The following is a 15,420-nucleotide window of genomic DNA, read 5'->3' on the forward strand; positions in this document are numbered from 1 at the left end:
GCGTGGTGATCTCAGCCGGGAGGACCTGCCAGCCGTCGCCGACCGGCTGGCCGCAGAGGGTCTGCTCGTGGGTGGTGCCGGTGTCGGGGTCGGTGTGGAGCGCTCCGAGGTGGAGGCGGTGGGCGATCGCCCACCGTTGGCCGGGGGCGTGGATGAGGGTGGGGATCATGCGACCCTCTGCGCGGCGATCTCGGCGGCCAGCTGCTCGCGGTCCGCGCGTGTGAGGTAGGCGGTGACCGCGGCGCCGTTGCCGTGGTGGCCTCCGTCGTGGTGGACCGTCACCAGCTCGTGGTCGCCGGGCCCACGGTCACGCCGGAGTGCCTCGGTGAGGGCCCATTCGGCGGTGTCGTGACTCACGTAGGTGACGCTGGTGGACCCGGGGCCGGTGGTGCCTCCGTCTGTGCAGAGGGTCAGCCGGTGCAGGTCGGTGACGCGCAGGTCATCAGACACGGGATCTCCTTTGGATTCGGATTCGGGTCTTGCGGCAGGTGGTGCACTGCTGGGTGATCACCAGGCCGATCTGTTCGACCGTGGCCCAGCGGTGCCGAAGGTGGATCATGGCGGTGTTCGCCACCTCCCGAGCAGCAGCCGGACCAGCAAAAGCGCCGGCCATGCCAGGCCCAGCAGGAAGGCCCCGGTGATGGTGCTGGCCCAGGTCCATACGGTGAGCAGCCCGCCGTCCAGCCCGGGGTTGCGGCGCGCGATGGCGGCCCCACAGCGCGCCGTACACCATGACCGAGGCGGGCCGCTGGTCTGGTTCGGGCCAGAGTGGTGGCTGGGTCATGGCGGGTCGCGTTCCTCGAGGAGATGGCGGGCGAGCTCGACGCCGCGGGAGGCGGAGGCCCGTACCGCCTCGGGGTCGACGTGGCGGGCTATGCGGTGGTGCGGGGGGATCAGCTCACGCGGCGTGGCGTGCCCGTCGACCATGAGCCGCACCAGGCCGACGAGGGCCTGTTCCCAGGTCATGCCGACCGTGTGGGCGGCGGCGAGGGCGGCCCTGACGTCGGGTTCGGGCCAGTCGGGGCGTACGGCGAGGGCGAGGGCGATCAGGACGTCGGTGGCGCGGTGGACGGGCGCGCCGGGGTGGGGCTGCTGTCGGGCCTGGCGGCGGCAGTCGGGGCACATGCCGGGGTTGGCCAGGCCGTGCGGGCAGGCGTTCATGGTCATGTCACCGCCTCGGGATCTTCGGTGCCGCGTAGTACGGCGCGGGGGACGCCGTTGATCTCGACCCAGTCGGCGAGGCCGGCGGCGACGAGACGACCTTCGTGGGGCTGGTCGAGGAGGCGGCCGGAGGCGGTGCGGCAGCCTTCGTAGGGCATGGCGCGGCAGGTGTCCCAGGGGCAGGGAACGCGCATCGCGGCTTGCCGGTGGGGGGCTCGGTAGGGGCCACGGGCCTGGTCGTAGACGCTGCTGGGGGCCGCGCCACGGCCGATGGCGAGGGCCTGGCCGACGGCGTGCCCGTCGGCGATGTCCTTGATCGCGGCGCGTAGCGCCTGCTGATAGGCGCGGGGGTCAGCGGCCAGTTCGGGCGCGGGCTCGGGGATGGGCCGGGCGGCCAGGCGCAGCTCGCGGGCGCGGCGGACGAGGGTCCGCACATCGGCGGGCATGATCCAGTCGCGGCTCTCGCGGTAGTGCTGGATCACCGCGGCGCGGGCCTCGTCGAGGGTGATGTCGTCGAGGGCTTGGGCCCAGGCGATGGCGTCGGCCTCGCCGACGGTGCGCCGGTCGTAGGCGGCGCACACGCCGAGCAGGACGGCCGCTTCCGGTGGCGTCATGGGATGGCTCCTTGGGCGTGTTGGGCTTCGCGTTGGGCGAGGCGGTTGGCGACGTCGAGGGCTTCGGCGACGCGTTGGTCGGTGGTGGACCGGGTGGGGCCTGGTCCGTGCCGGTCTCGGCTCGGCACGGCGTTCATGACCTCGTTGACGACGCTGGACAGCGTGGAGGGGTGCAGACCCTTGGCCGCCCAGGCGGCCAGGCCGCGGCGGAGGTCGGCGGGGTCGATGCCTTCGTCGAGCATGGCTTTCAGGTGCTTGCCGACCTGGGCGATGACGTCGCCGGGGGGCTTTTTCGGGACGTGGTCGATCCACTCGCCGATGAGGGTCTGGGCGGTGATCTCGCCGGCGGGGGGCGCGTCGCGCGGCGGCGGAGCCGCGCCCGCCGGGGGCGGAACGGCAAGGGGTTCCGGGGAAAGGGGAACCACTACTTGCTCACCGTAACTACTCCCCTTTCCCCTGGGCTCGCTCGGATGCTGGTCGGAAGGGGTTGGCGAAGGGGTTCGGGAACCCTTATCACCTGCGGAAACGCCGCTCGTGCCTCGCTGCTCCTGGTCTGGGGTCCCAGGTTGCTGGTGATGGGGTTGCGTGGCCGGATCGGGGTTCTGCCCGACGGTCTCCGGAAGGGGGTCGAAAGGGGGTGTCGAAGGGGTTGGCGAACCCCTTCCGGAAGGGGTAGCCGAAGGGGTAAAGCTGTCCCTTCCCGCGAACTCGGCAAGATCGGAAAGAAGGTCTTCATAGACCCTGCGCAGATCACCCTTCAGCTCCCCAGCCGGGAGACGACGCAGCTCCTCTACCAGCACCGCCTTGATGCCCGGCGAGGACACGGCGCGGATCTGCTCGGCAGCCGCCTTGAAGACGTTGGGCTGGGCATACACCTTGTCCCGGCGGATCAAGGACCGCACCAGCAACTCCTCGGTGTCGTCGTCGATGACGACGAATCGCCGCTCGGCCAGCACCTCCAGGTCGGCACGGACCTGGTCGACGGTCAGGCCGGCGGCACCTTTGGACCAGCGGCGCTCGCGCAACGCGATGACGCCGCAGTGCTGAAGGTCCTGCTGCGAGATGAGGAACATGAACATCCTCTGCGGCCTGGGAGGGAGCGCGAGGAAGTCAGCGTCCGTCCAGATGCATGCGAAAAGCCGGGCATGGCTGCGTGCCACTTACTGCTCCAAGCGCTTGAAGGGATTGGTCTACTCGCGGAGCTGGCTCTGTCTTCGGTGTCCCATCGGTCCCTCCTGTCGCTTGAGTGGAGCTGCGAGATCCATCATATGCCAACGCCATGTGTGGCATTGGCCTACATGCCAAGTTGCGCGTGTGCCATCATGGTGGTAGGCCAACCCGTGAGACCATGAAGGGATGTCCGACCCGATGGGCGAAGTCGTCGCAGCGCGTAAGGCGTACGAACAGGCCCAGGAAGAGGCCCGCGCACTGGTCGAGCGTGCTCGCCTCAACCTCGGCCGCGCGATCGCCGATGCCCGCCGGCAGAACGTGTCGCAGGACGCGATCGCCAAGGAGCTGAAGCTGACTCGCGAACAGGTGCGCCGCTTCCAACGCGAGTACGAAAGCCGAGCAGGCGAGCAGGCGTGACGAGGAGCCCCCACCACCCGTAGGGGCTCCTCCGCATTCCAGGTCGCGCACGTCCCTCCCGCTCCGCCGCCTAGTCGCTCCCACCCGGCGGGGCCTGTCTTCGCAGCCACTCCTCCCCCCGCCGGCGCGTGACGGCGCTGGGACGGCCGGCCCGCAGCCGCTCCCGCTGCGTGTTGCTGATGTCGGCCTGGACCTCGACCTCCCACCAGAGCAGGCCGAGCTGGCGGCGGCGGGCGTCGACGGCGGCGTACAGCTCCAGAGGGGTCAACGGGCACCTCCCATGACGGGCTTCGGGCCGCGCCTCGGGGCACGTCTGGGGGTGGCGGGTGTCGCCCTCCCACACCGCGAGGGCGCAGCAGTACGGCGGCGTCGGGCGGGTCATGGCGCACCGACCGGGATGACGTCGGCCGCGCGGAGCGTGTCCAGCCACGCCATGTCCTCATAGCCGGGCTTGCGCTGCTCCCAGGCGATGTAGACGACGTCCTCCCCGCGCATCTGGCCGAGGCCGACGATGCGCCCGTAGCGGGGGCCGCGCGGGCCGGAGTCGAGGACCCGCTGGCCGACCGTGCGGGGGATCATGGCCGGTCTCCGATCAGGCCGGTCAGCATCTCGTTCCGGGCCCGCAGGGCGGCGTTCTCCGCCTCTACCTTGCCCAGCTGCTTGCACGCCTCATCCCGGTCGGCGCAGGCGTTCTCCAGCGCCAGCGCGGCGGTGCCCAGCTGCCAGCGCAGCCGCCGGATGACGGCCTGCTGGTGGCGGCCGTGCGCCCACCACCACAGGCCCTCCAAGGCGACCAGGGCGACCAGGCCGGCGATGAGGATGAGGGTGTTCATCAGCCGACACCCGCCTCTCGGATCTCGGCGAAGCACGGCTTACACCAGACCGCGAGCCCATCCAGATTGGCGTCGTTGCGGTAGTAGTCCCGCCTCAGGCGGACATGCCGGCAGCGCGGGCACCGCTTGCCACGCTCGCCGGCCTTTCCCGGGGCGACACGGTCCAGCACGTCCCTGGCGAGCTCGCACTCCTCCTCGGGGATGCCGAGCATGTCCAGCAGATCGTCAGGCGCCTCATCCCGAAGCAGGCACGTCAGGGCCGCCTTGACCCGCGCACGCCGGGCGGCCCGCTTGTATGCCTCGTCGGTGGGGATGTAGGTGAGGACCTTCTCCCGCTCCTCGTCGCGGTGCGAGAGCCCCCACGGGGACACCTTGGCCTTGTGGGGGCGACGGCGCGTGTGTGCCGCGCCGTCGATCTGCGGAGTGGCCATCACGGCTCCTTCGCGGGGTTGAGCTCGGTGAGCGCCTGCCGGACGGCGGGGGCCTGGGCGTCAGCTGACTCCTGGGTGGCGGCCACGATCAGGGCGGCGGGCTGGCCGTCGCGCTCCCAGGCGGCGACGCCGTACCCGGCCGCGGTCAACGTGGCGGCGTAGTGGCCGAGGTGCTGGGCGATCGCGGACCGTACGGCCTGGCCGGGCATGGCCTGCCACATCCCGCCCACCTCGCACACCACCAGGAGGTGGTCGCCGGAGTCGACGGGGCGGTGCATCCGGTAGCCGAAGTCGTCCTCCCCGGCGGGCCGGTGGCCGGCCTGGTCGAGGGCCGCGGCGACCTGGTCGCGCAGTGCCGTGAACGGGATCGCCCGGGTGGGGATCACGCCCAGCTTTTCCAGCGTCTCGATGATCACGCTGGTGGCGGTGTGTGCCTCGGCAGGCGAGAGCCGGATCAGCCAGGCGTCGCCGTCGCGGTGGTGCGTTGGGCCGCGGTCGGTATCGGGCACGGTGAACCGGATGACGGTGCGGTTGCGGAGCTCGGCGGCCAGCCGCCGATGCAGGCCCTCGCGGGAGGGGGTGTCCATCAGCGCTCCCCGGCCAGCCGGGCGCTGGCGAGCGCCTGGGGGAACGCGGCCGGCGGCGTGTCGCCGGCCGCGTCGGCGGCCTCGTCGCTGGTAGATGGTCATGTTTCCTCCTGGGAGCGGATGGATGGTGGAGCGGGGTCGAGAGGGGTGCTGGCCGCTGAGTCCCGAACTCCGGCCAGCACCCCTGGCCCGCACGGCGCGGCACCCTCAATGCACGCCGGCGGGCAGCCTGTTACGGGTCGCGGGCGGGCAGGTCCAGATGCCAGTTGAAGGCGGCCAGCCAGCGGATCAGCGACGGCGCCGTCGGCGGCCTGTTCCCGCTCTCCCACTCGCAGATCTGGGACTGCCTGAGGCCGGACGCCGCGGCGACCTCCCGCTGCAACAGGCCTTGGGCCTTCCGCTCGCTGACCAGGAGGGCGGTGAGGTCTGGCAGCGAGGTGACGGCCATGGGCCCGTAGTGGGTGCGCAGGATGAGCTGCCGGTCCAGGGCGTGGGCCCAGGCGATCAGGTGCTGTGCCCGGGGTGCGCTGACGTGGCGTTCCCAGGCCGACAGGGCGGCCCCGGAGACCCCCATCCGGTCGGCTACTTCGCGGAGGCGCAGGCGGCGGCGGTGGCGCTCGATGTAGAGCTGTTCGACCATGGCGGCGACGGTGGCGGTGTCAGCCATGGCTGCCCCCGGTACGGCTCGCGCGGCGCCGAGCGCGCCGAGTTCGGCGGCCGGGCCGGCGGATGTGGAGCCGGCCGCAGGCGCATTCATACGGCTCGCCGTCGCGTGGGTAGGGCTCGTGGCCCGGTTCTGGCGCCTGGAGTTCGGCGTGCGTGGCGTAGCCGGGCAGCAGCGGGTGCGGGCAGTCCAGCACGAACGTCCACTCCTCGCCGGGCCACAGCTGGTCGTGCAGCTCGGCCAGGTGCACGTCGGTCCAGTCCTCCTGCTGCGGCCAGGTTTCGGGGTGCCAGCCGGGCATGAAGACGGGGTAGTCCAGGCCCTCGGCCAGGCGGCGTCCCGACGGGTGGCGGTGGCGTGCCCCGCGCCGGGCGGTGCGGCGGCGGATCAGCACGCCGGCCCCGGCCGCGGCCAGCACGCCCAGGACGGCGCCGTTGATCAGGAGGAGGGCCATGGTCTGATCGGTCATGGTCAGCTCCAGGAGACGGTGCCGGGCATGTGGGTGTCCCAGCGGCTGGTGTGTACGGCCCGGCCGGGGTGGTGGCGGTGACGCCCGCGGTGGTGGCCGCGGCGGCGGAGCCGGGTCCACCAGCGGCGCAGGCCGCTCACGGCCCCGCCTCCTCGTCGCGGTTGCCGATGTCGGCGGTGCTGCTGTCGGGGCTGTCGGGGTTGCAGGTGGGTCCCCAGGCGTGGGTCAGGCCCTTCTCCTCGCGCCAGACGGGGTTGCCGCACCACACGCAGTAGCCGGCGGGCGGGTCGTTGTTGGGGTGTTGCGGGGGCGGCGGCGCCCACATGCCGGTCTGCGGCATGTACGGCTCGGGGCGGGCGGTCTCGGTGTGGCCGAGCCGCTGCCGATACCGGGTGATGGTCGCGTCCAGCTCGGCGCCGAGCGTGTCCTGGGCGTCGATCTCGGCCGCGAGGGCGGCGTCCCTGCGCTCGTACTCCTGGCGGAGGGCGTCACGCTGGCCTTGGTAGCTGGCACGCCGGTCGGCCACGGCCTGCCGCTCCTTCACCGCCTGCTCCAGCAGGCCACGCATGATCTGAGCGGCGTCCTCGGTCAGCGGCGCCGGCGTCATCTCCGAGGTGTAGGGGTGGCTCATGCCGTTCTCTCCAGGTGCAGCTGGCCGGTCAGCTCCGGCAGCACGTCGGCGGTGGTCATGTCGTCGGTGGTGAGCAGCGGCACGACCAGGTCGTAGGCGGCGTCGATCCGGTCGGCGTAGCCGGTGGCGTTGTCGGCCTTGGTGCGCGCCTGGCGGCGGGCGGCCTCCCAGTCCCTTTTGGTCATCACGGCCTGGGCGGCGAACCGGCCGGGCGAGATCTCCAGAACGAGCGGCAGACCGGGCAGCAGCACGAGCTGGGCGGAGTCGAGGCCGGCCATGTCGGCGGCGGCCCGCTTGGTCATCCAGGCGCGAAGCGCTTTGCCGATGTACTCGTCGTAGACGGCATAGACGTGATCGGGGTAGTCGCGGGCGGACTGGAGCCGGATCTGCTGGACGGCCTGCTCTTCGGTGATCTCCTCGTTGAGGATCCGCGCGCCGAAGGCGGCGATCTCCTCCTTGAGCCAGAGGGGAGTTTTCAATGGTGTCTCCGTAGGGGTGCGACGGCCGCCAACGGCCGTTCAGGTTCGGCGTTCATCTCGGTGTCGGGGTCCGAGGTCGGGGTGGGGGTCTCACCGGCGGTTTGAACGCCGCTCTTGAACGGCAGTTCGGTGACCTTCGCGCCCACCTCGCCCCAACGGGTGAGATCGCCGTGAACGGTGCCGACCGACACCCCCAGGTACTCGGCGATCTGCCGAATGGACAGACCCCGCTCCCGCAGACCCGCCACTCGCACCATCCGCCGGTCCCGCTCGGGCCTCTCGTCCTCGCACTGCCGTACCCGGCGGCGGATCTCGCGAGCGAGTACACCGCGGACCCAGTCCATGTCGCGCACCAGCACCAGGTCGGTCAACCGGTCGTAGACGTCCAGCTCATCGCGTCGGCCGGCCTCGATCAGGTAACGCTCGCGAAGCAGCTCGTTCTGGATCTCCAGGAGGAGCTCGCGGCGCCGGTTGATGTACGGACGCTTGGTCACGCGGTCCCTCCCGCGAGGCGCCGCTCGATCTCGGTCTGTGTGATCAGCGCGACGGCCAGCTCGTCAGCCGTGTCGGCGCCTACCGTCATGTCCAGCCCGGCTCGGCGTTCGGCGTTGGACAGGTCGCGCACCAGGCGGCTGGCGTAGCAGCGGGGCCTGTCGCCGTGGCTGGCGGTGCTGACCCAGATGGACCAGGTGTCCTTGTAGGTCTCTTGGAGGTCGGCGAGAGGCTTGGGGAGGGTCTGGCCCGGTTTAGGGTGGATCATGAGTGCTCCTGAGTGGTGCATGGTGCTGGTGGGACTGGTCAGGCCCACGGGCGGTCCCCCGATAGGTCCGCCCGTGGGCGGCGGTCAGAAGGGCGGCTCGGTGGAGATCGGCTGCCACGGGGTGGCGTAGACGGTGCGGCCCCACAACTGCTCCCCGTCGGCGAGCTGCCTGCCGGTGTCGACCCGCATGGGCGGGGCGTCCGGCCCCGGTACGGCGCCGTCGCGGGTGATCGTGTACTCCCACCGCTCGCCGGCGCGTAGCCGCTCCAGCTCGGCGCGGGCCTGGCGCAGCTCGATGATCAGCTGGGGTACGGCGTTCAGGATGAGGGCCGTGCGGAACGCCGCGCCGTCCGTGCTGGGGTCGGTCACGGTGGTGTGCCAGGCGGTCTCGATCTCCTCCAGGTCGATCGGCTCCTCGGGCTCGGGCTCGCCTTCGAGGGGCTCCTCGAAGTCCTCGCGGGTCCAGATCTGGCCGTTCTCGTCTTCGATGATCACTTGGTCCTCCAGGTCAGGGACAGGTGCAGGGGCAGCTGGAGTCGCCGATGCTGTCGGTCGGGCACTGCGAGTTCGGGCCGCCGCACCCGCCGAAGGGGCAGCAGAAGCAGTCCTCGCAGCCGCCCCGGTCGTCGAGGTCGCCCAGGAGCTCCTGCTCCAGCTCCTCGGCGAGGGCCTCGTCCCCCACCATCCGGTCGGTGTACTGGTCGCTCATCAGGTCCTCCTGGCCGAAGCCGGGTCGGTGCGGGCGAGGAATGTCTCGACCACCTCGCGCGGGAACCGCGCGTGCCCGCCGAGGGTGCGCAGGCAGCGCAGGCGGCCGGTCTTGGCCCAGTGGGAGACCGTCTTGGGGCTCACACGGAAGATCCGCGCGACCTCGCCGACGGTGAGCAGGTCGGGCGTGCCGGGCGGCAACTGGTACGGCTCATGCATCGCCGCTGACCCGCACCTTCAGGTGGATGGCCACCTGGCCCGGCTCGTCGCGGCGCGGGAACGCCTTGGACTGGCTGACCACGACGCCGGCGAACGCGGCGCGGGCGATGTAGGCGGTCACGTCGTCGGGGGCGCCGACGACGCGGACGCGGACGACACCGGCCGGCGGGACCGGGGGCGTGGGCTGGCCGCTGTAGCGGCCCCGGGTGGTCACTGGTCCTCCAGCGGCTTGCCGGTCCGGGCGGAGACGGCGACCTTGCCGGGCGTGCGCAGCCGGTAGTAGCGGACCGTCATCGCGCCTCACCGCCGCTCGCGGGCGCGGCGCCGGTGGCCGACTTAGCGTCGGTGGCCGGCTTGGCTTCCTTCCACCGGCGGCGGATCAGGTCGCCGAGGCTGGTCGCGTCGCCGTGCTCGTCGATGACCGCCGCGCCGAGCAGGCCACGCTCCTTCACCTCGCCCGCGAGCGCGGCCAGGTCCTCGCGGGTGGCGTAGGGGTCCACGGCCATGTCGCGGTAGTGCTTGGCGTCGGGGGCGGGCGTGCCGTCGCTGAGCCAGTCGAGGATCTCCTGGGCCAGGTCCGCGCCCGGCTTGGGGATGACCCGGCCGGAGATCTTCGGCGCCCGCGACTTGGTGACGATCAGCGTGTTCTCGTGGTCGAGGTCGCCGACGATGTCGAACTCGTACTCGATGCCCTCGCGCTGCTCGGGCTTCAGGCCGACCTTGCGCGGCACTTTCTTGCCGCGGTGGTCTTCCTCGATCACGTAGTCGGTCTTGGACCGCATGGTGACGATGACGTGGCCCGGGTAGGAGACCAGGGCGTCGATCATCGCCCGCTCCATCGGGCGGGCTTCCTTCCAGCCGCCGAAGGAGTTGCCGTTGTAGCCGCGCCGGGAGGCGGCGTCGACCTGCTCCAGCATGCCGCCGGTGCCCGACCAGAAGTGGGACAGCGAGTCCACCACGACCACGTCGTGGCCCTGCGCGCCGGCGGCGGCGAGGGCCTGGACCAGCGTGGTGGGCTCGAAGCTCTGGAGGTTGAGCCGGGAGAAGGAGAACAAGTCGGAGTACTTCGAGGCGCTGCCGCGCTCGGTGTCGATGACGGCGACCTTGCTGCCGAGCGTGGTGGCCAGGGCGAGCGCGGTGTAGGTCTTGCCGGACCCCGACGGCCCCGTGAGGGCGACGCGGGCCTTGGCCTCTTCCTTAGTGGCTGGGGTGAAGACGAAGTTCATGACACGCCTCCGTCCTGCTGGGCGGCGGCGAGCAGCGCGGGCGGGATGACCCACTCGGTGATCTCGCGCTGCTCTCCCTGCGCGGTGTAGACGGCGATCGTGCGCTTCTCGCACACGCGGTCGGCCCTCAGGTAGAGCTCCACCCCGTAGCCGTGGATGCGGCCCTGGATACGGAGCGCGTAGACGCCGGTTTCCATGTGGAGGAGGGGCGGCTCTTCCATGGCGGCGATGTAGAGCAGCGCATGGGCGACCGCGTCCTCGGTGTCCACGAAGATCAGCTCTTCGCCGCTGCGGCTGCCGTGGTACGGCATCGGCAGGTCGGGGTGGGCCTCCAGCAGGTCGGCCACGGCGCGCAGGCCCTGGATGTAGGCGGTACGGTTGCTCACTGTCCACCGCCTTCACGCAGGTACAGCGTCGAGGTGGCCTGGTGCAGCCGGTCCAGGTTGCGGGTCAGCACGGCGGCGTACCCACGTGCGTCGGTCAGCGCGACCTCCGCGTCGGCCCGCCGGGCGGCCGGGTCGTCGCTGTCGTCGGCCAGCCGCCCGGACTCGGCCCACTCCCGCAGGCGGGTCTCGATCTGGCGGAGCAGCTGGGGCAGGCCGGCGGTTCCCTCGCGCAGGCTGCCGACGAGGGTGTAGACGGTGGAGGGGTGGGGCAGGGCGTCGGGGTGCATGGTGGCGTGGTTGAGGACGCGGACGGCCTCGGCCATGCCGTCGGCGACCTGGCGGGTGTAGTCCGCGCTGGGCGGGTGGTGCGGGTCCAGGTGCAGGTCCATCACGGCTCCACCTCGCCTGCGGGCAGCGTCGCGACCCAGTCGGCGAACCGGTGGCACGGCACGGTCTCGTGCGGGGCGACCGTGAGCACGCCGCCGCCGAGGCGGGGGTCGCCGTCCATCGGCACCCACCGGATCTCGACCACGCCGGGGGTGCTCGCGTCGACCTCGGTGACGCATCCGACCCCGTCGCCCAAGGCGAGCAGGTGCCGGGGCTTGATCGCGGTGGCGTCGATCTCGATGACGGGAAGCGTGATCATTGGGTCGTCGCCTCCTGCGAGGTGGCCAGGGCGATGAGGGTCGCCCGGTCGGTGGCGTCCAGCCGGTCGACGTGGGCGACGATCTCGACCGGGCGGCCGTGGCGGGTGCCGGTCACGCTGATCCGGCCGAACGTGACGAATCCCTGGTGGTAGCCCCACGCCCAGCGGCTGTTGTCGAGGAGCCCCGCCCATGTGTGGAGGGCGTCGGCCACGTCGGTCCAGGTGGCGCCGCGCGGCAGGTGGCCGGCCAGGGTGCCGGTCTCGCCGATGACCCACTGGCGGCAGGGGGCCTGCCGGGCAGCGGGCTCGCCGAGGAGGTCGGCGAGGTAGGCGGCGGCGTGCTGCGCGCCCAGGCCCGGGATGGGGGCGTTCACCGGGTCACCGCCTGGCCGTACTCGGCGGCCTGCGCGGTACGGCGCGCCTGCTCGATGAGCTCGTCGGCCTCCGCGAACACAGCCCGGATGTCGGGGTCCCAGCACTCCTCGCGCACCAGGTCCATCGCGGTGGCCGGGTCGACGCCGTAGGCGGCGGCGAGCATGGCGACCTTCACCTGCGAGACCGCGTGCTGACCACCGGAGTCGAGGCGGTACTCGGCGGCGTAGCCGGCCAGGGCGGCCATCACCGTGGCGATGGGCGGGCAGACGCGGCAGCGCCACAGCCGCCAGGGGCCGGTGTCCTCGTAGGTGACGGTGCCGGCGAGATCGACCACGGCGTCGTCGGCGAAGAGGGTGTTGCAGCGGATGCAGGCGCGGGCTTCGAGGTGGGCGACGGAGACGAGGTCACGCGGGAACGTCTGCGCCGTCTGGGTGGTGTTCGGTGCGATGATGGTCATGAGGCTTCGCGCCCTTTCTTTGTGTGTTGGGTCGGGTGCGGGGTCGGCGGGCTCTGGCCGATGCGGCGGCTGGGGCCCGCAGTCATGCCAGGAGGCGTGCGGGGCCGCTCCTACTCGGTGGCGTTCTCGTAGGTCTCGCGGAACCACTCCAGGGCCTTGGAGCGGCGGATCATGAGGCGCTGGCCTCGCGGGAAGAAGTCCGGCCCTTTGCCCTTCGCGCGCAGGTCACGCAGGGTCTTCACGGGGATGTTGAGGAGCTTGGCGACCTCGTTGAAGTACAGGTAGGGGTCGTCGAGCTCGACGGCGGGGCTGGCCATGGGGTCGTCCTCCGGATCATCGTTGTCCGAATCCTCGGACACGGCGGGGCTGATGAAAAGAGCCTTGGCAGGCACGCCCAGCTCCGAGGCGATGGCGTCGGCCACGGCGGGGCGGCACGTCCGCTGTCCCCTCATGAGCAGGCTGATGAACTGCTTGGACACGCCCACCTGCTCGGCCAGGGTCTTGCCGTTGTGGCCGGCGGCGGTGATGGCGGCGCGGAGCTTGCCTGGTCGTGGGAGCAGTAGGGCGCGTGCCATGTGCTGGATTCCTCACAGTTCCGTTGTCCGATAGCCCGAACAGTACCGAGCGGGGATGACCCGTGTCTAGTGTTGCTGGGTAGATTCTTTTGGAGCTCCCGGCACATACTTACCGGCCGGTTCTGGTTTACTCGCCTTTACTAGTTGACCGGCTTACCGAGCGGGTAGAACTGAGGCGGCCGTTGACGCACCCGACGGCCCCCGACGAAAGAAGGGCACATGCCGACGAGTGGTGGGACTCACGGCAAGACGGACCAGCTCAGCGCATTCGTGCGCACCTATCTGGCCGAGCATGACGAGAGCGAACGAGCGCTGGCGCGCCGGGCCGTGGACCCGATGACAGGGCTCACCCTCCAGCACACCTGGATCAACTCCCTCGCCCACGGCACCATGTCCCGCGCGCCGGAACTGTGGCGGCTGCGCGCTCTGGCGGCCGGCATGAACGTCCCGGTTCAGATGCTGGCGGAGCTGGCCGCGGCTCAATGGCTGGGCGTGGAGGTCGCGGAATTTTCGGTTGGCGGAGGCAGGGACTGGGTGGCCGTGTCGGTTCCCGAGGGATTGTCACCGGAAGAGCGTGCCCGTTTTATCCGCATGGTGGAGGACATAGCACGGCATATGACGAAATAACGGACTGCGACCTTTCGAATACGCAGGTAACAACCTGATTTCCGTTCGCGAACGGCGACAACAAAATACGGACACGTGTGGTCACACTCGGCAGCCTAGGCAACATCCGCCCAGAGAGGCCCGCATGACCCCGTCGCTCCACATCCACCTCGCCGCCCCCGCCGACCTCCTGGCCAGCCGCGTGAACACCCGGTGGTCGAATGGGCAGCTCACCATGTACATCGACCGGACCGGCGTCGACCCGGCCGTCATCCAGCCGCTTCGCGACGTCGGCGAGAAGACCCTGGCGGACCTCGTCCCCCAGATCGACCCGCGGCGCCCGCCGGTCGTGCGCTACTTCCTGGAGCGTGGCATTCCGGGATCGCGTCTGGTGCAGATCGAATTCACGCCGTACCAGGCGGACGTCTACCTCCAGCGCGGACTGCTCCCCCAGGACCTGGCCGACGAACTCGCCGCGCACTCCACTTTCCTGCTGAGCAGAATTCACAATTTGTAGCAGGCCGGAATTCGTTCTGTTCGAGGAGGCCACCATGGCTGGGCACGTCGCCAAACGGTGCAACTGCCGCGACGACAACGGCAGGAAACTCGGCAAGAAATGCCCCCTGCTGGCCAAACGCAGCCACGGCACCTGGTGGGTCCGCTACGAGCTGCCCGCCGGCCCCGACGGCACACGCCGGCGTCCCTGGGCGGGGCCCTACCCGAACGAGACGATCGCCAAGAAGGAACTGACCAGGCTCCTGGCGGAGGCCGAGTCGGGGGCGCCGGTGCCGGACCGGCAGCTCACCGTCCGCCAGTTCCTCCGCGACGTGTGGCTGCCGAGCAAGAAACGGCTCAAGCCGAGCACGCTGCAGTCCTACACCGAGGTCGTCGACCTGTACGCCGACCCGGGCCTGGGCCACCTACGGCTGGCCGACCTGCGCGAGACCCACCTGCACGATCTGTATGAGGCGATAGCGCAGATCAACAACCTGCCCAAGGGGGCCAAGCCGAGCGAGCTGCTGCGCCGGCTGCTGGCCGTCCGGGCGACGGCCGAGTGGCGCGACGGGCGGAACGGCGGGCTGCACTCCTCCCGGCCGATCTCCCCCGCCCGGATCCACCTGGTCCACCGGGTGCTGTCCTCGGCGCTGTCCTACGCCTACCGCACGCGCCGCATCGGCCACGACCCGTCCAAGCACGCCGAACCGCCCCGCGTCGTGCGGCCCAAGCCGATGGTGTGGACCGCCGAGCGGGTGGCCCGCTGGCGGCGCACCGGCGAGGTGCCCGGCCCGGTGATGGTGTGGACCCCGGCCCAGGCCGGGGAGTTCCTCGACTACTGCGAGGAGACGAGCGAGCGGCTGTATCCGCTGTTCCACCTGGTGGCCACCCGCGGGCTGCGCCGCGGCGACATCCAGCGCATGCAGTGGCCCGACCTCGACCTGGAGGCCGGGACGCTGGAGGTGGTGCAGACCGCCGAGGCCGGGCCGAAGACGGAGGCCGGTGTGCGCACCATCGCGCTCGGCGCCGAGAACGTGCGGCTGCTGAAGGCGTGGCGGGCCCAGCAGGCACGCGAGCGGCTGCGTGCCGGCGAGGCGTGGGTGGAGTCGGAGGCGGTGTTCACGCGCCGCAACGGCGAGCCCTTGCGGGAGGAGTTCGCCAGCCAGCGGTTCGAGATCCTCGTGCGGCGGTGCGGGCTGCCGCCGATCCGGTTCCACGATCTGCGGCACAGCGCGGCGACGATGATGCTCGCCGCCGGCGTCGACATGGAGTACATCTCCGAGACGCTCGGCCACGCGCGGCACAGCTTCACGGCGGACACCTACACGAGCGTGCTTCCGGATGTGGCGCAGGAGGCGGCGAACGCGACGATCGCGATCATCCCCCGGCGGGGCCGGAAGAGCGCCGGCTGACGCGATGGTCTGGCAATGGTCTACCAGGCCGGTTTACGATCACTGCCAGACCCCGCGCGCCCTGAGGGATTCGAACCCCCGACCGTCGGATTAGAAGTC

Annotated in this window: 31 protein-coding genes; 4 read left to right on the top strand and 27 right to left on the bottom strand. The window is 71.1% G+C overall.

Annotated elements, in window-relative coordinates:
- Positions 1-165: 165 nt before the first annotated feature.
- The 4 genes from BSB02_RS34900 to BSB02_RS34915 all read right to left on the bottom strand — a co-directional run bounded on the left by BSB02_RS34900 (position 166) and on the right by BSB02_RS34915 (position 2,848).
- A complete protein-coding gene (locus BSB02_RS34900; RefSeq protein ID WP_084965276.1) occupies positions 166-450 on the bottom strand; it encodes a hypothetical protein in 285 nt (94 codons plus the stop codon).
- A 330-nt stretch (positions 451-780) separates the two neighbouring features.
- On the bottom strand, positions 781-1,167 hold the full coding sequence (locus BSB02_RS40855; RefSeq protein WP_158088821.1) for a hypothetical protein: 387 nt from the start codon (positions 1,165-1,167) through the stop codon (positions 781-783).
- Entirely contained in the window at positions 1,164-1,775 is a 612-nt protein-coding gene (locus BSB02_RS34910) for a zinc finger domain-containing protein (protein WP_084965278.1), read from the bottom strand. The genes BSB02_RS40855 and BSB02_RS34910 overlap by 4 nt, the downstream gene beginning before the upstream one ends.
- On the bottom strand, positions 1,772-2,848 hold the full coding sequence (locus BSB02_RS34915; RefSeq protein ID WP_143591567.1) for a hypothetical protein: 1,077 nt from the start codon (positions 2,846-2,848) through the stop codon (positions 1,772-1,774). Before BSB02_RS34915 ends, BSB02_RS34910 begins: the two co-directional genes overlap by 4 nt.
- Before the next feature lie 283 nt (positions 2,849-3,131).
- On the opposite strand from BSB02_RS34915, the gene BSB02_RS34920 reads away from it, so the two are divergent.
- The gene (locus BSB02_RS34920) at positions 3,132-3,362 is read left to right on the top strand and encodes a hypothetical protein (RefSeq protein WP_084965280.1); all 231 of its coding nucleotides are present in this window, start codon (positions 3,132-3,134) and stop codon (positions 3,360-3,362) included.
- Between the two features lie 70 nt (positions 3,363-3,432).
- On the opposite strand, the gene BSB02_RS40205 is transcribed toward BSB02_RS34920, so the two are convergent.
- The 23 genes from BSB02_RS40205 to BSB02_RS35030 form a co-directional block, all read right to left on the bottom strand.
- The gene (locus tag BSB02_RS40205) at positions 3,433-3,744 is read right to left on the bottom strand and encodes a hypothetical protein (RefSeq protein ID WP_143591569.1); all 312 of its coding nucleotides are present in this window, start codon (positions 3,742-3,744) and stop codon (positions 3,433-3,435) included.
- Positions 3,741-3,941: a hypothetical protein gene (locus tag BSB02_RS34930; protein WP_084965282.1), complete on the bottom strand. Its 201-nt coding sequence runs from the start codon at positions 3,939-3,941 to the stop codon at positions 3,741-3,743. The genes BSB02_RS40205 and BSB02_RS34930 overlap by 4 nt, the downstream gene beginning before the upstream one ends.
- Entirely contained in the window at positions 3,938-4,195 is a 258-nt protein-coding gene (locus tag BSB02_RS34935) for a hypothetical protein (protein ID WP_084965283.1), read from the bottom strand. The genes BSB02_RS34930 and BSB02_RS34935 overlap by 4 nt, the downstream gene beginning before the upstream one ends.
- A complete protein-coding gene (locus BSB02_RS34940; RefSeq protein ID WP_084965284.1) occupies positions 4,195-4,626 on the bottom strand; it encodes a hypothetical protein in 432 nt (143 codons plus the stop codon). The genes BSB02_RS34935 and BSB02_RS34940 overlap by 1 nt, the downstream gene beginning before the upstream one ends.
- A complete protein-coding gene (locus tag BSB02_RS34945) occupies positions 4,626-5,213 on the bottom strand; it encodes a hypothetical protein (protein WP_084965285.1) in 588 nt (195 codons plus the stop codon). The genes BSB02_RS34940 and BSB02_RS34945 overlap by 1 nt, the downstream gene beginning before the upstream one ends.
- Before the next feature lie 232 nt (positions 5,214-5,445).
- Positions 5,446-5,880, bottom strand: a complete 435-nt coding sequence (locus tag BSB02_RS34950) for a helix-turn-helix transcriptional regulator (RefSeq protein ID WP_158088822.1) — start codon at positions 5,878-5,880, stop codon at positions 5,446-5,448.
- The gene (locus BSB02_RS34955) at positions 5,873-6,346 is read right to left on the bottom strand and encodes a hypothetical protein (RefSeq protein WP_084965287.1); all 474 of its coding nucleotides are present in this window, start codon (positions 6,344-6,346) and stop codon (positions 5,873-5,875) included. Before BSB02_RS34955 ends, BSB02_RS34950 begins: the two co-directional genes overlap by 8 nt.
- 2 nt (positions 6,347-6,348) lie before the next feature.
- Positions 6,349-6,486, bottom strand: a complete 138-nt coding sequence (locus BSB02_RS40860; RefSeq protein ID WP_158088823.1) for a hypothetical protein — start codon at positions 6,484-6,486, stop codon at positions 6,349-6,351.
- Positions 6,483-6,977, bottom strand: coding sequence for a hypothetical protein (locus BSB02_RS34960; RefSeq protein WP_084965288.1), 495 nt, complete (start codon positions 6,975-6,977; stop codon positions 6,483-6,485). The genes BSB02_RS40860 and BSB02_RS34960 overlap by 4 nt, the downstream gene beginning before the upstream one ends.
- Positions 6,974-7,456: a hypothetical protein gene (locus BSB02_RS34965; RefSeq protein ID WP_084965289.1), complete on the bottom strand. Its 483-nt coding sequence runs from the start codon at positions 7,454-7,456 to the stop codon at positions 6,974-6,976. Before BSB02_RS34965 ends, BSB02_RS34960 begins: the two co-directional genes overlap by 4 nt.
- A complete protein-coding gene (locus BSB02_RS34970) occupies positions 7,453-7,950 on the bottom strand; it encodes an RNA polymerase sigma factor (RefSeq protein ID WP_084965290.1) in 498 nt (165 codons plus the stop codon). The genes BSB02_RS34965 and BSB02_RS34970 overlap by 4 nt, the downstream gene beginning before the upstream one ends.
- Entirely contained in the window at positions 7,947-8,216 is a 270-nt protein-coding gene (locus tag BSB02_RS34975; RefSeq protein WP_084965291.1) for a hypothetical protein, read from the bottom strand. Before BSB02_RS34975 ends, BSB02_RS34970 begins: the two co-directional genes overlap by 4 nt.
- Positions 8,217-8,300: 84 nt before the next feature.
- Positions 8,301-8,711: a hypothetical protein gene (locus BSB02_RS34980; RefSeq protein ID WP_084965292.1), complete on the bottom strand. Its 411-nt coding sequence runs from the start codon at positions 8,709-8,711 to the stop codon at positions 8,301-8,303.
- Positions 8,712-8,724: 13 nt separating this feature from the next.
- Entirely contained in the window at positions 8,725-8,925 is a 201-nt protein-coding gene (locus BSB02_RS34985; RefSeq protein ID WP_084965293.1) for a hypothetical protein, read from the bottom strand.
- A complete protein-coding gene (locus BSB02_RS34990; RefSeq protein WP_084965294.1) occupies positions 8,925-9,143 on the bottom strand; it encodes a helix-turn-helix domain-containing protein in 219 nt (72 codons plus the stop codon). The genes BSB02_RS34985 and BSB02_RS34990 overlap by 1 nt, the downstream gene beginning before the upstream one ends.
- Positions 9,136-9,357: a hypothetical protein gene (locus tag BSB02_RS34995; protein ID WP_084965295.1), complete on the bottom strand. Its 222-nt coding sequence runs from the start codon at positions 9,355-9,357 to the stop codon at positions 9,136-9,138. Before BSB02_RS34995 ends, BSB02_RS34990 begins: the two co-directional genes overlap by 8 nt.
- 76 nt (positions 9,358-9,433) lie before the next feature.
- Positions 9,434-10,369 (bottom strand): ATP-binding protein, encoded by a 936-nt coding sequence (locus tag BSB02_RS35000; RefSeq protein WP_084965296.1) that lies wholly within the window; start codon positions 10,367-10,369, stop codon positions 9,434-9,436.
- Positions 10,366-10,755 carry a hypothetical protein gene (locus BSB02_RS35005; protein WP_084965297.1) on the bottom strand — a complete coding sequence of 130 codons (390 nt, stop codon included), beginning with the start codon at positions 10,753-10,755 and terminating at the stop codon, positions 10,366-10,368. Before BSB02_RS35005 ends, BSB02_RS35000 begins: the two co-directional genes overlap by 4 nt.
- On the bottom strand, positions 10,752-11,144 hold the full coding sequence (locus BSB02_RS35010) for a hypothetical protein (protein WP_084965298.1): 393 nt from the start codon (positions 11,142-11,144) through the stop codon (positions 10,752-10,754). The genes BSB02_RS35005 and BSB02_RS35010 overlap by 4 nt, the downstream gene beginning before the upstream one ends.
- Positions 11,144-11,401, bottom strand: a complete 258-nt coding sequence (locus BSB02_RS35015; protein ID WP_084965299.1) for a hypothetical protein — start codon at positions 11,399-11,401, stop codon at positions 11,144-11,146. The genes BSB02_RS35010 and BSB02_RS35015 overlap by 1 nt, the downstream gene beginning before the upstream one ends.
- Positions 11,398-11,775, bottom strand: a complete 378-nt coding sequence (locus BSB02_RS35020) for a hypothetical protein (RefSeq protein ID WP_084965300.1) — start codon at positions 11,773-11,775, stop codon at positions 11,398-11,400. Before BSB02_RS35020 ends, BSB02_RS35015 begins: the two co-directional genes overlap by 4 nt.
- On the bottom strand, positions 11,772-12,233 hold the full coding sequence (locus tag BSB02_RS35025; RefSeq protein ID WP_084965301.1) for a hypothetical protein: 462 nt from the start codon (positions 12,231-12,233) through the stop codon (positions 11,772-11,774). Before BSB02_RS35025 ends, BSB02_RS35020 begins: the two co-directional genes overlap by 4 nt.
- Before the next feature lie 110 nt (positions 12,234-12,343).
- Positions 12,344-12,808, bottom strand: a complete 465-nt coding sequence (locus BSB02_RS35030) for a helix-turn-helix domain-containing protein (RefSeq protein ID WP_084965302.1) — start codon at positions 12,806-12,808, stop codon at positions 12,344-12,346.
- 219 nt (positions 12,809-13,027) lie between these two features.
- Here BSB02_RS35030 and BSB02_RS35035 point away from each other — a divergent pair, with 219 nt between their 5' ends.
- The 3 genes from BSB02_RS35035 (at position 13,028) to BSB02_RS35045 (ending at position 15,321) form a co-directional block, all read left to right on the top strand.
- A complete protein-coding gene (locus tag BSB02_RS35035) occupies positions 13,028-13,435 on the top strand; it encodes a hypothetical protein (RefSeq protein WP_084965303.1) in 408 nt (135 codons plus the stop codon).
- A 124-nt stretch (positions 13,436-13,559) separates the two neighbouring features.
- The gene (locus BSB02_RS35040) at positions 13,560-13,931 is read left to right on the top strand and encodes a hypothetical protein (protein ID WP_084965304.1); all 372 of its coding nucleotides are present in this window, start codon (positions 13,560-13,562) and stop codon (positions 13,929-13,931) included.
- 34 nt (positions 13,932-13,965) lie between these two features.
- Positions 13,966-15,321, top strand: a complete 1,356-nt coding sequence (locus tag BSB02_RS35045) for a tyrosine-type recombinase/integrase (protein WP_084965305.1) — start codon at positions 13,966-13,968, stop codon at positions 15,319-15,321.
- The last annotated feature ends 99 nt before the right edge of the window (positions 15,322-15,420 follow it).

Source organism: Thermoactinospora rubra (assembly GCF_002093975.1).
Lineage (GTDB): Bacteria > Actinomycetota > Actinomycetes > Streptosporangiales > Streptosporangiaceae > Nonomuraea > Nonomuraea rubra_A.

Bases quoted from the DNA above. Each gene is read 5' to 3' on its own strand.
- BSB02_RS34935 (WP_084965283.1), bottom strand. From the start codon at position 4,195: ATGAACACCCTCATCCTCATCGCCGGCCTGGTCGCCCTGGTCGCCTTG.
- BSB02_RS34930 (WP_084965282.1), bottom strand. From the start codon at position 3,941: ATGATCCCCCGCACGGTCGGCCAGCGGGTCCTCGACTCCGGCCCGCGC.
- BSB02_RS35010 (WP_084965298.1), bottom strand. From the start codon at position 11,144: ATGGACCTGCACCTGGACCCGCACCACCCGCCCAGCGCGGACTACACC.
- BSB02_RS35045 (WP_084965305.1), top strand. From the start codon at position 13,966: ATGGCTGGGCACGTCGCCAAACGGTGCAACTGCCGCGACGACAACGGC.
- BSB02_RS34950 (WP_158088822.1), bottom strand. From the start codon at position 5,880: ATGGCTGACACCGCCACCGTCGCCGCCATGGTCGAACAGCTCTACATC.
- BSB02_RS35015 (WP_084965299.1), bottom strand. From the start codon at position 11,401: ATGATCACGCTTCCCGTCATCGAGATCGACGCCACCGCGATCAAGCCC.
- BSB02_RS40855 (WP_158088821.1), bottom strand. From the start codon at position 1,167: ATGACCATGAACGCCTGCCCGCACGGCCTGGCCAACCCCGGCATGTGC.
- BSB02_RS35025 (WP_084965301.1), bottom strand. From the start codon at position 12,233: ATGACCATCATCGCACCGAACACCACCCAGACGGCGCAGACGTTCCCG.
- BSB02_RS34910 (WP_084965278.1), bottom strand. From the start codon at position 1,775: ATGACGCCACCGGAAGCGGCCGTCCTGCTCGGCGTGTGCGCCGCCTAC.
- BSB02_RS34975 (WP_084965291.1), bottom strand. From the start codon at position 8,216: ATGATCCACCCTAAACCGGGCCAGACCCTCCCCAAGCCTCTCGCCGAC.
- BSB02_RS34920 (WP_084965280.1), top strand. From the start codon at position 3,132: ATGTCCGACCCGATGGGCGAAGTCGTCGCAGCGCGTAAGGCGTACGAA.
- BSB02_RS34940 (WP_084965284.1), bottom strand. From the start codon at position 4,626: ATGGCCACTCCGCAGATCGACGGCGCGGCACACACGCGCCGTCGCCCC.
- BSB02_RS35030 (WP_084965302.1), bottom strand. From the start codon at position 12,808: ATGGCACGCGCCCTACTGCTCCCACGACCAGGCAAGCTCCGCGCCGCC.
- BSB02_RS34915 (WP_143591567.1), bottom strand. From the start codon at position 2,848: ATGTTCCTCATCTCGCAGCAGGACCTTCAGCACTGCGGCGTCATCGCG.
- BSB02_RS35000 (WP_084965296.1), bottom strand. From the start codon at position 10,369: ATGAACTTCGTCTTCACCCCAGCCACTAAGGAAGAGGCCAAGGCCCGC.
- BSB02_RS35035 (WP_084965303.1), top strand. From the start codon at position 13,028: ATGCCGACGAGTGGTGGGACTCACGGCAAGACGGACCAGCTCAGCGCA.
- BSB02_RS35040 (WP_084965304.1), top strand. From the start codon at position 13,560: ATGACCCCGTCGCTCCACATCCACCTCGCCGCCCCCGCCGACCTCCTG.
- BSB02_RS34960 (WP_084965288.1), bottom strand. From the start codon at position 6,977: ATGAGCCACCCCTACACCTCGGAGATGACGCCGGCGCCGCTGACCGAG.
- BSB02_RS34985 (WP_084965293.1), bottom strand. From the start codon at position 8,925: ATGAGCGACCAGTACACCGACCGGATGGTGGGGGACGAGGCCCTCGCC.
- BSB02_RS34990 (WP_084965294.1), bottom strand. From the start codon at position 9,143: ATGCATGAGCCGTACCAGTTGCCGCCCGGCACGCCCGACCTGCTCACC.
- BSB02_RS40205 (WP_143591569.1), bottom strand. From the start codon at position 3,744: ATGACCCGCCCGACGCCGCCGTACTGCTGCGCCCTCGCGGTGTGGGAG.
- BSB02_RS34955 (WP_084965287.1), bottom strand. From the start codon at position 6,346: ATGACCGATCAGACCATGGCCCTCCTCCTGATCAACGGCGCCGTCCTG.
- BSB02_RS34945 (WP_084965285.1), bottom strand. From the start codon at position 5,213: ATGGACACCCCCTCCCGCGAGGGCCTGCATCGGCGGCTGGCCGCCGAG.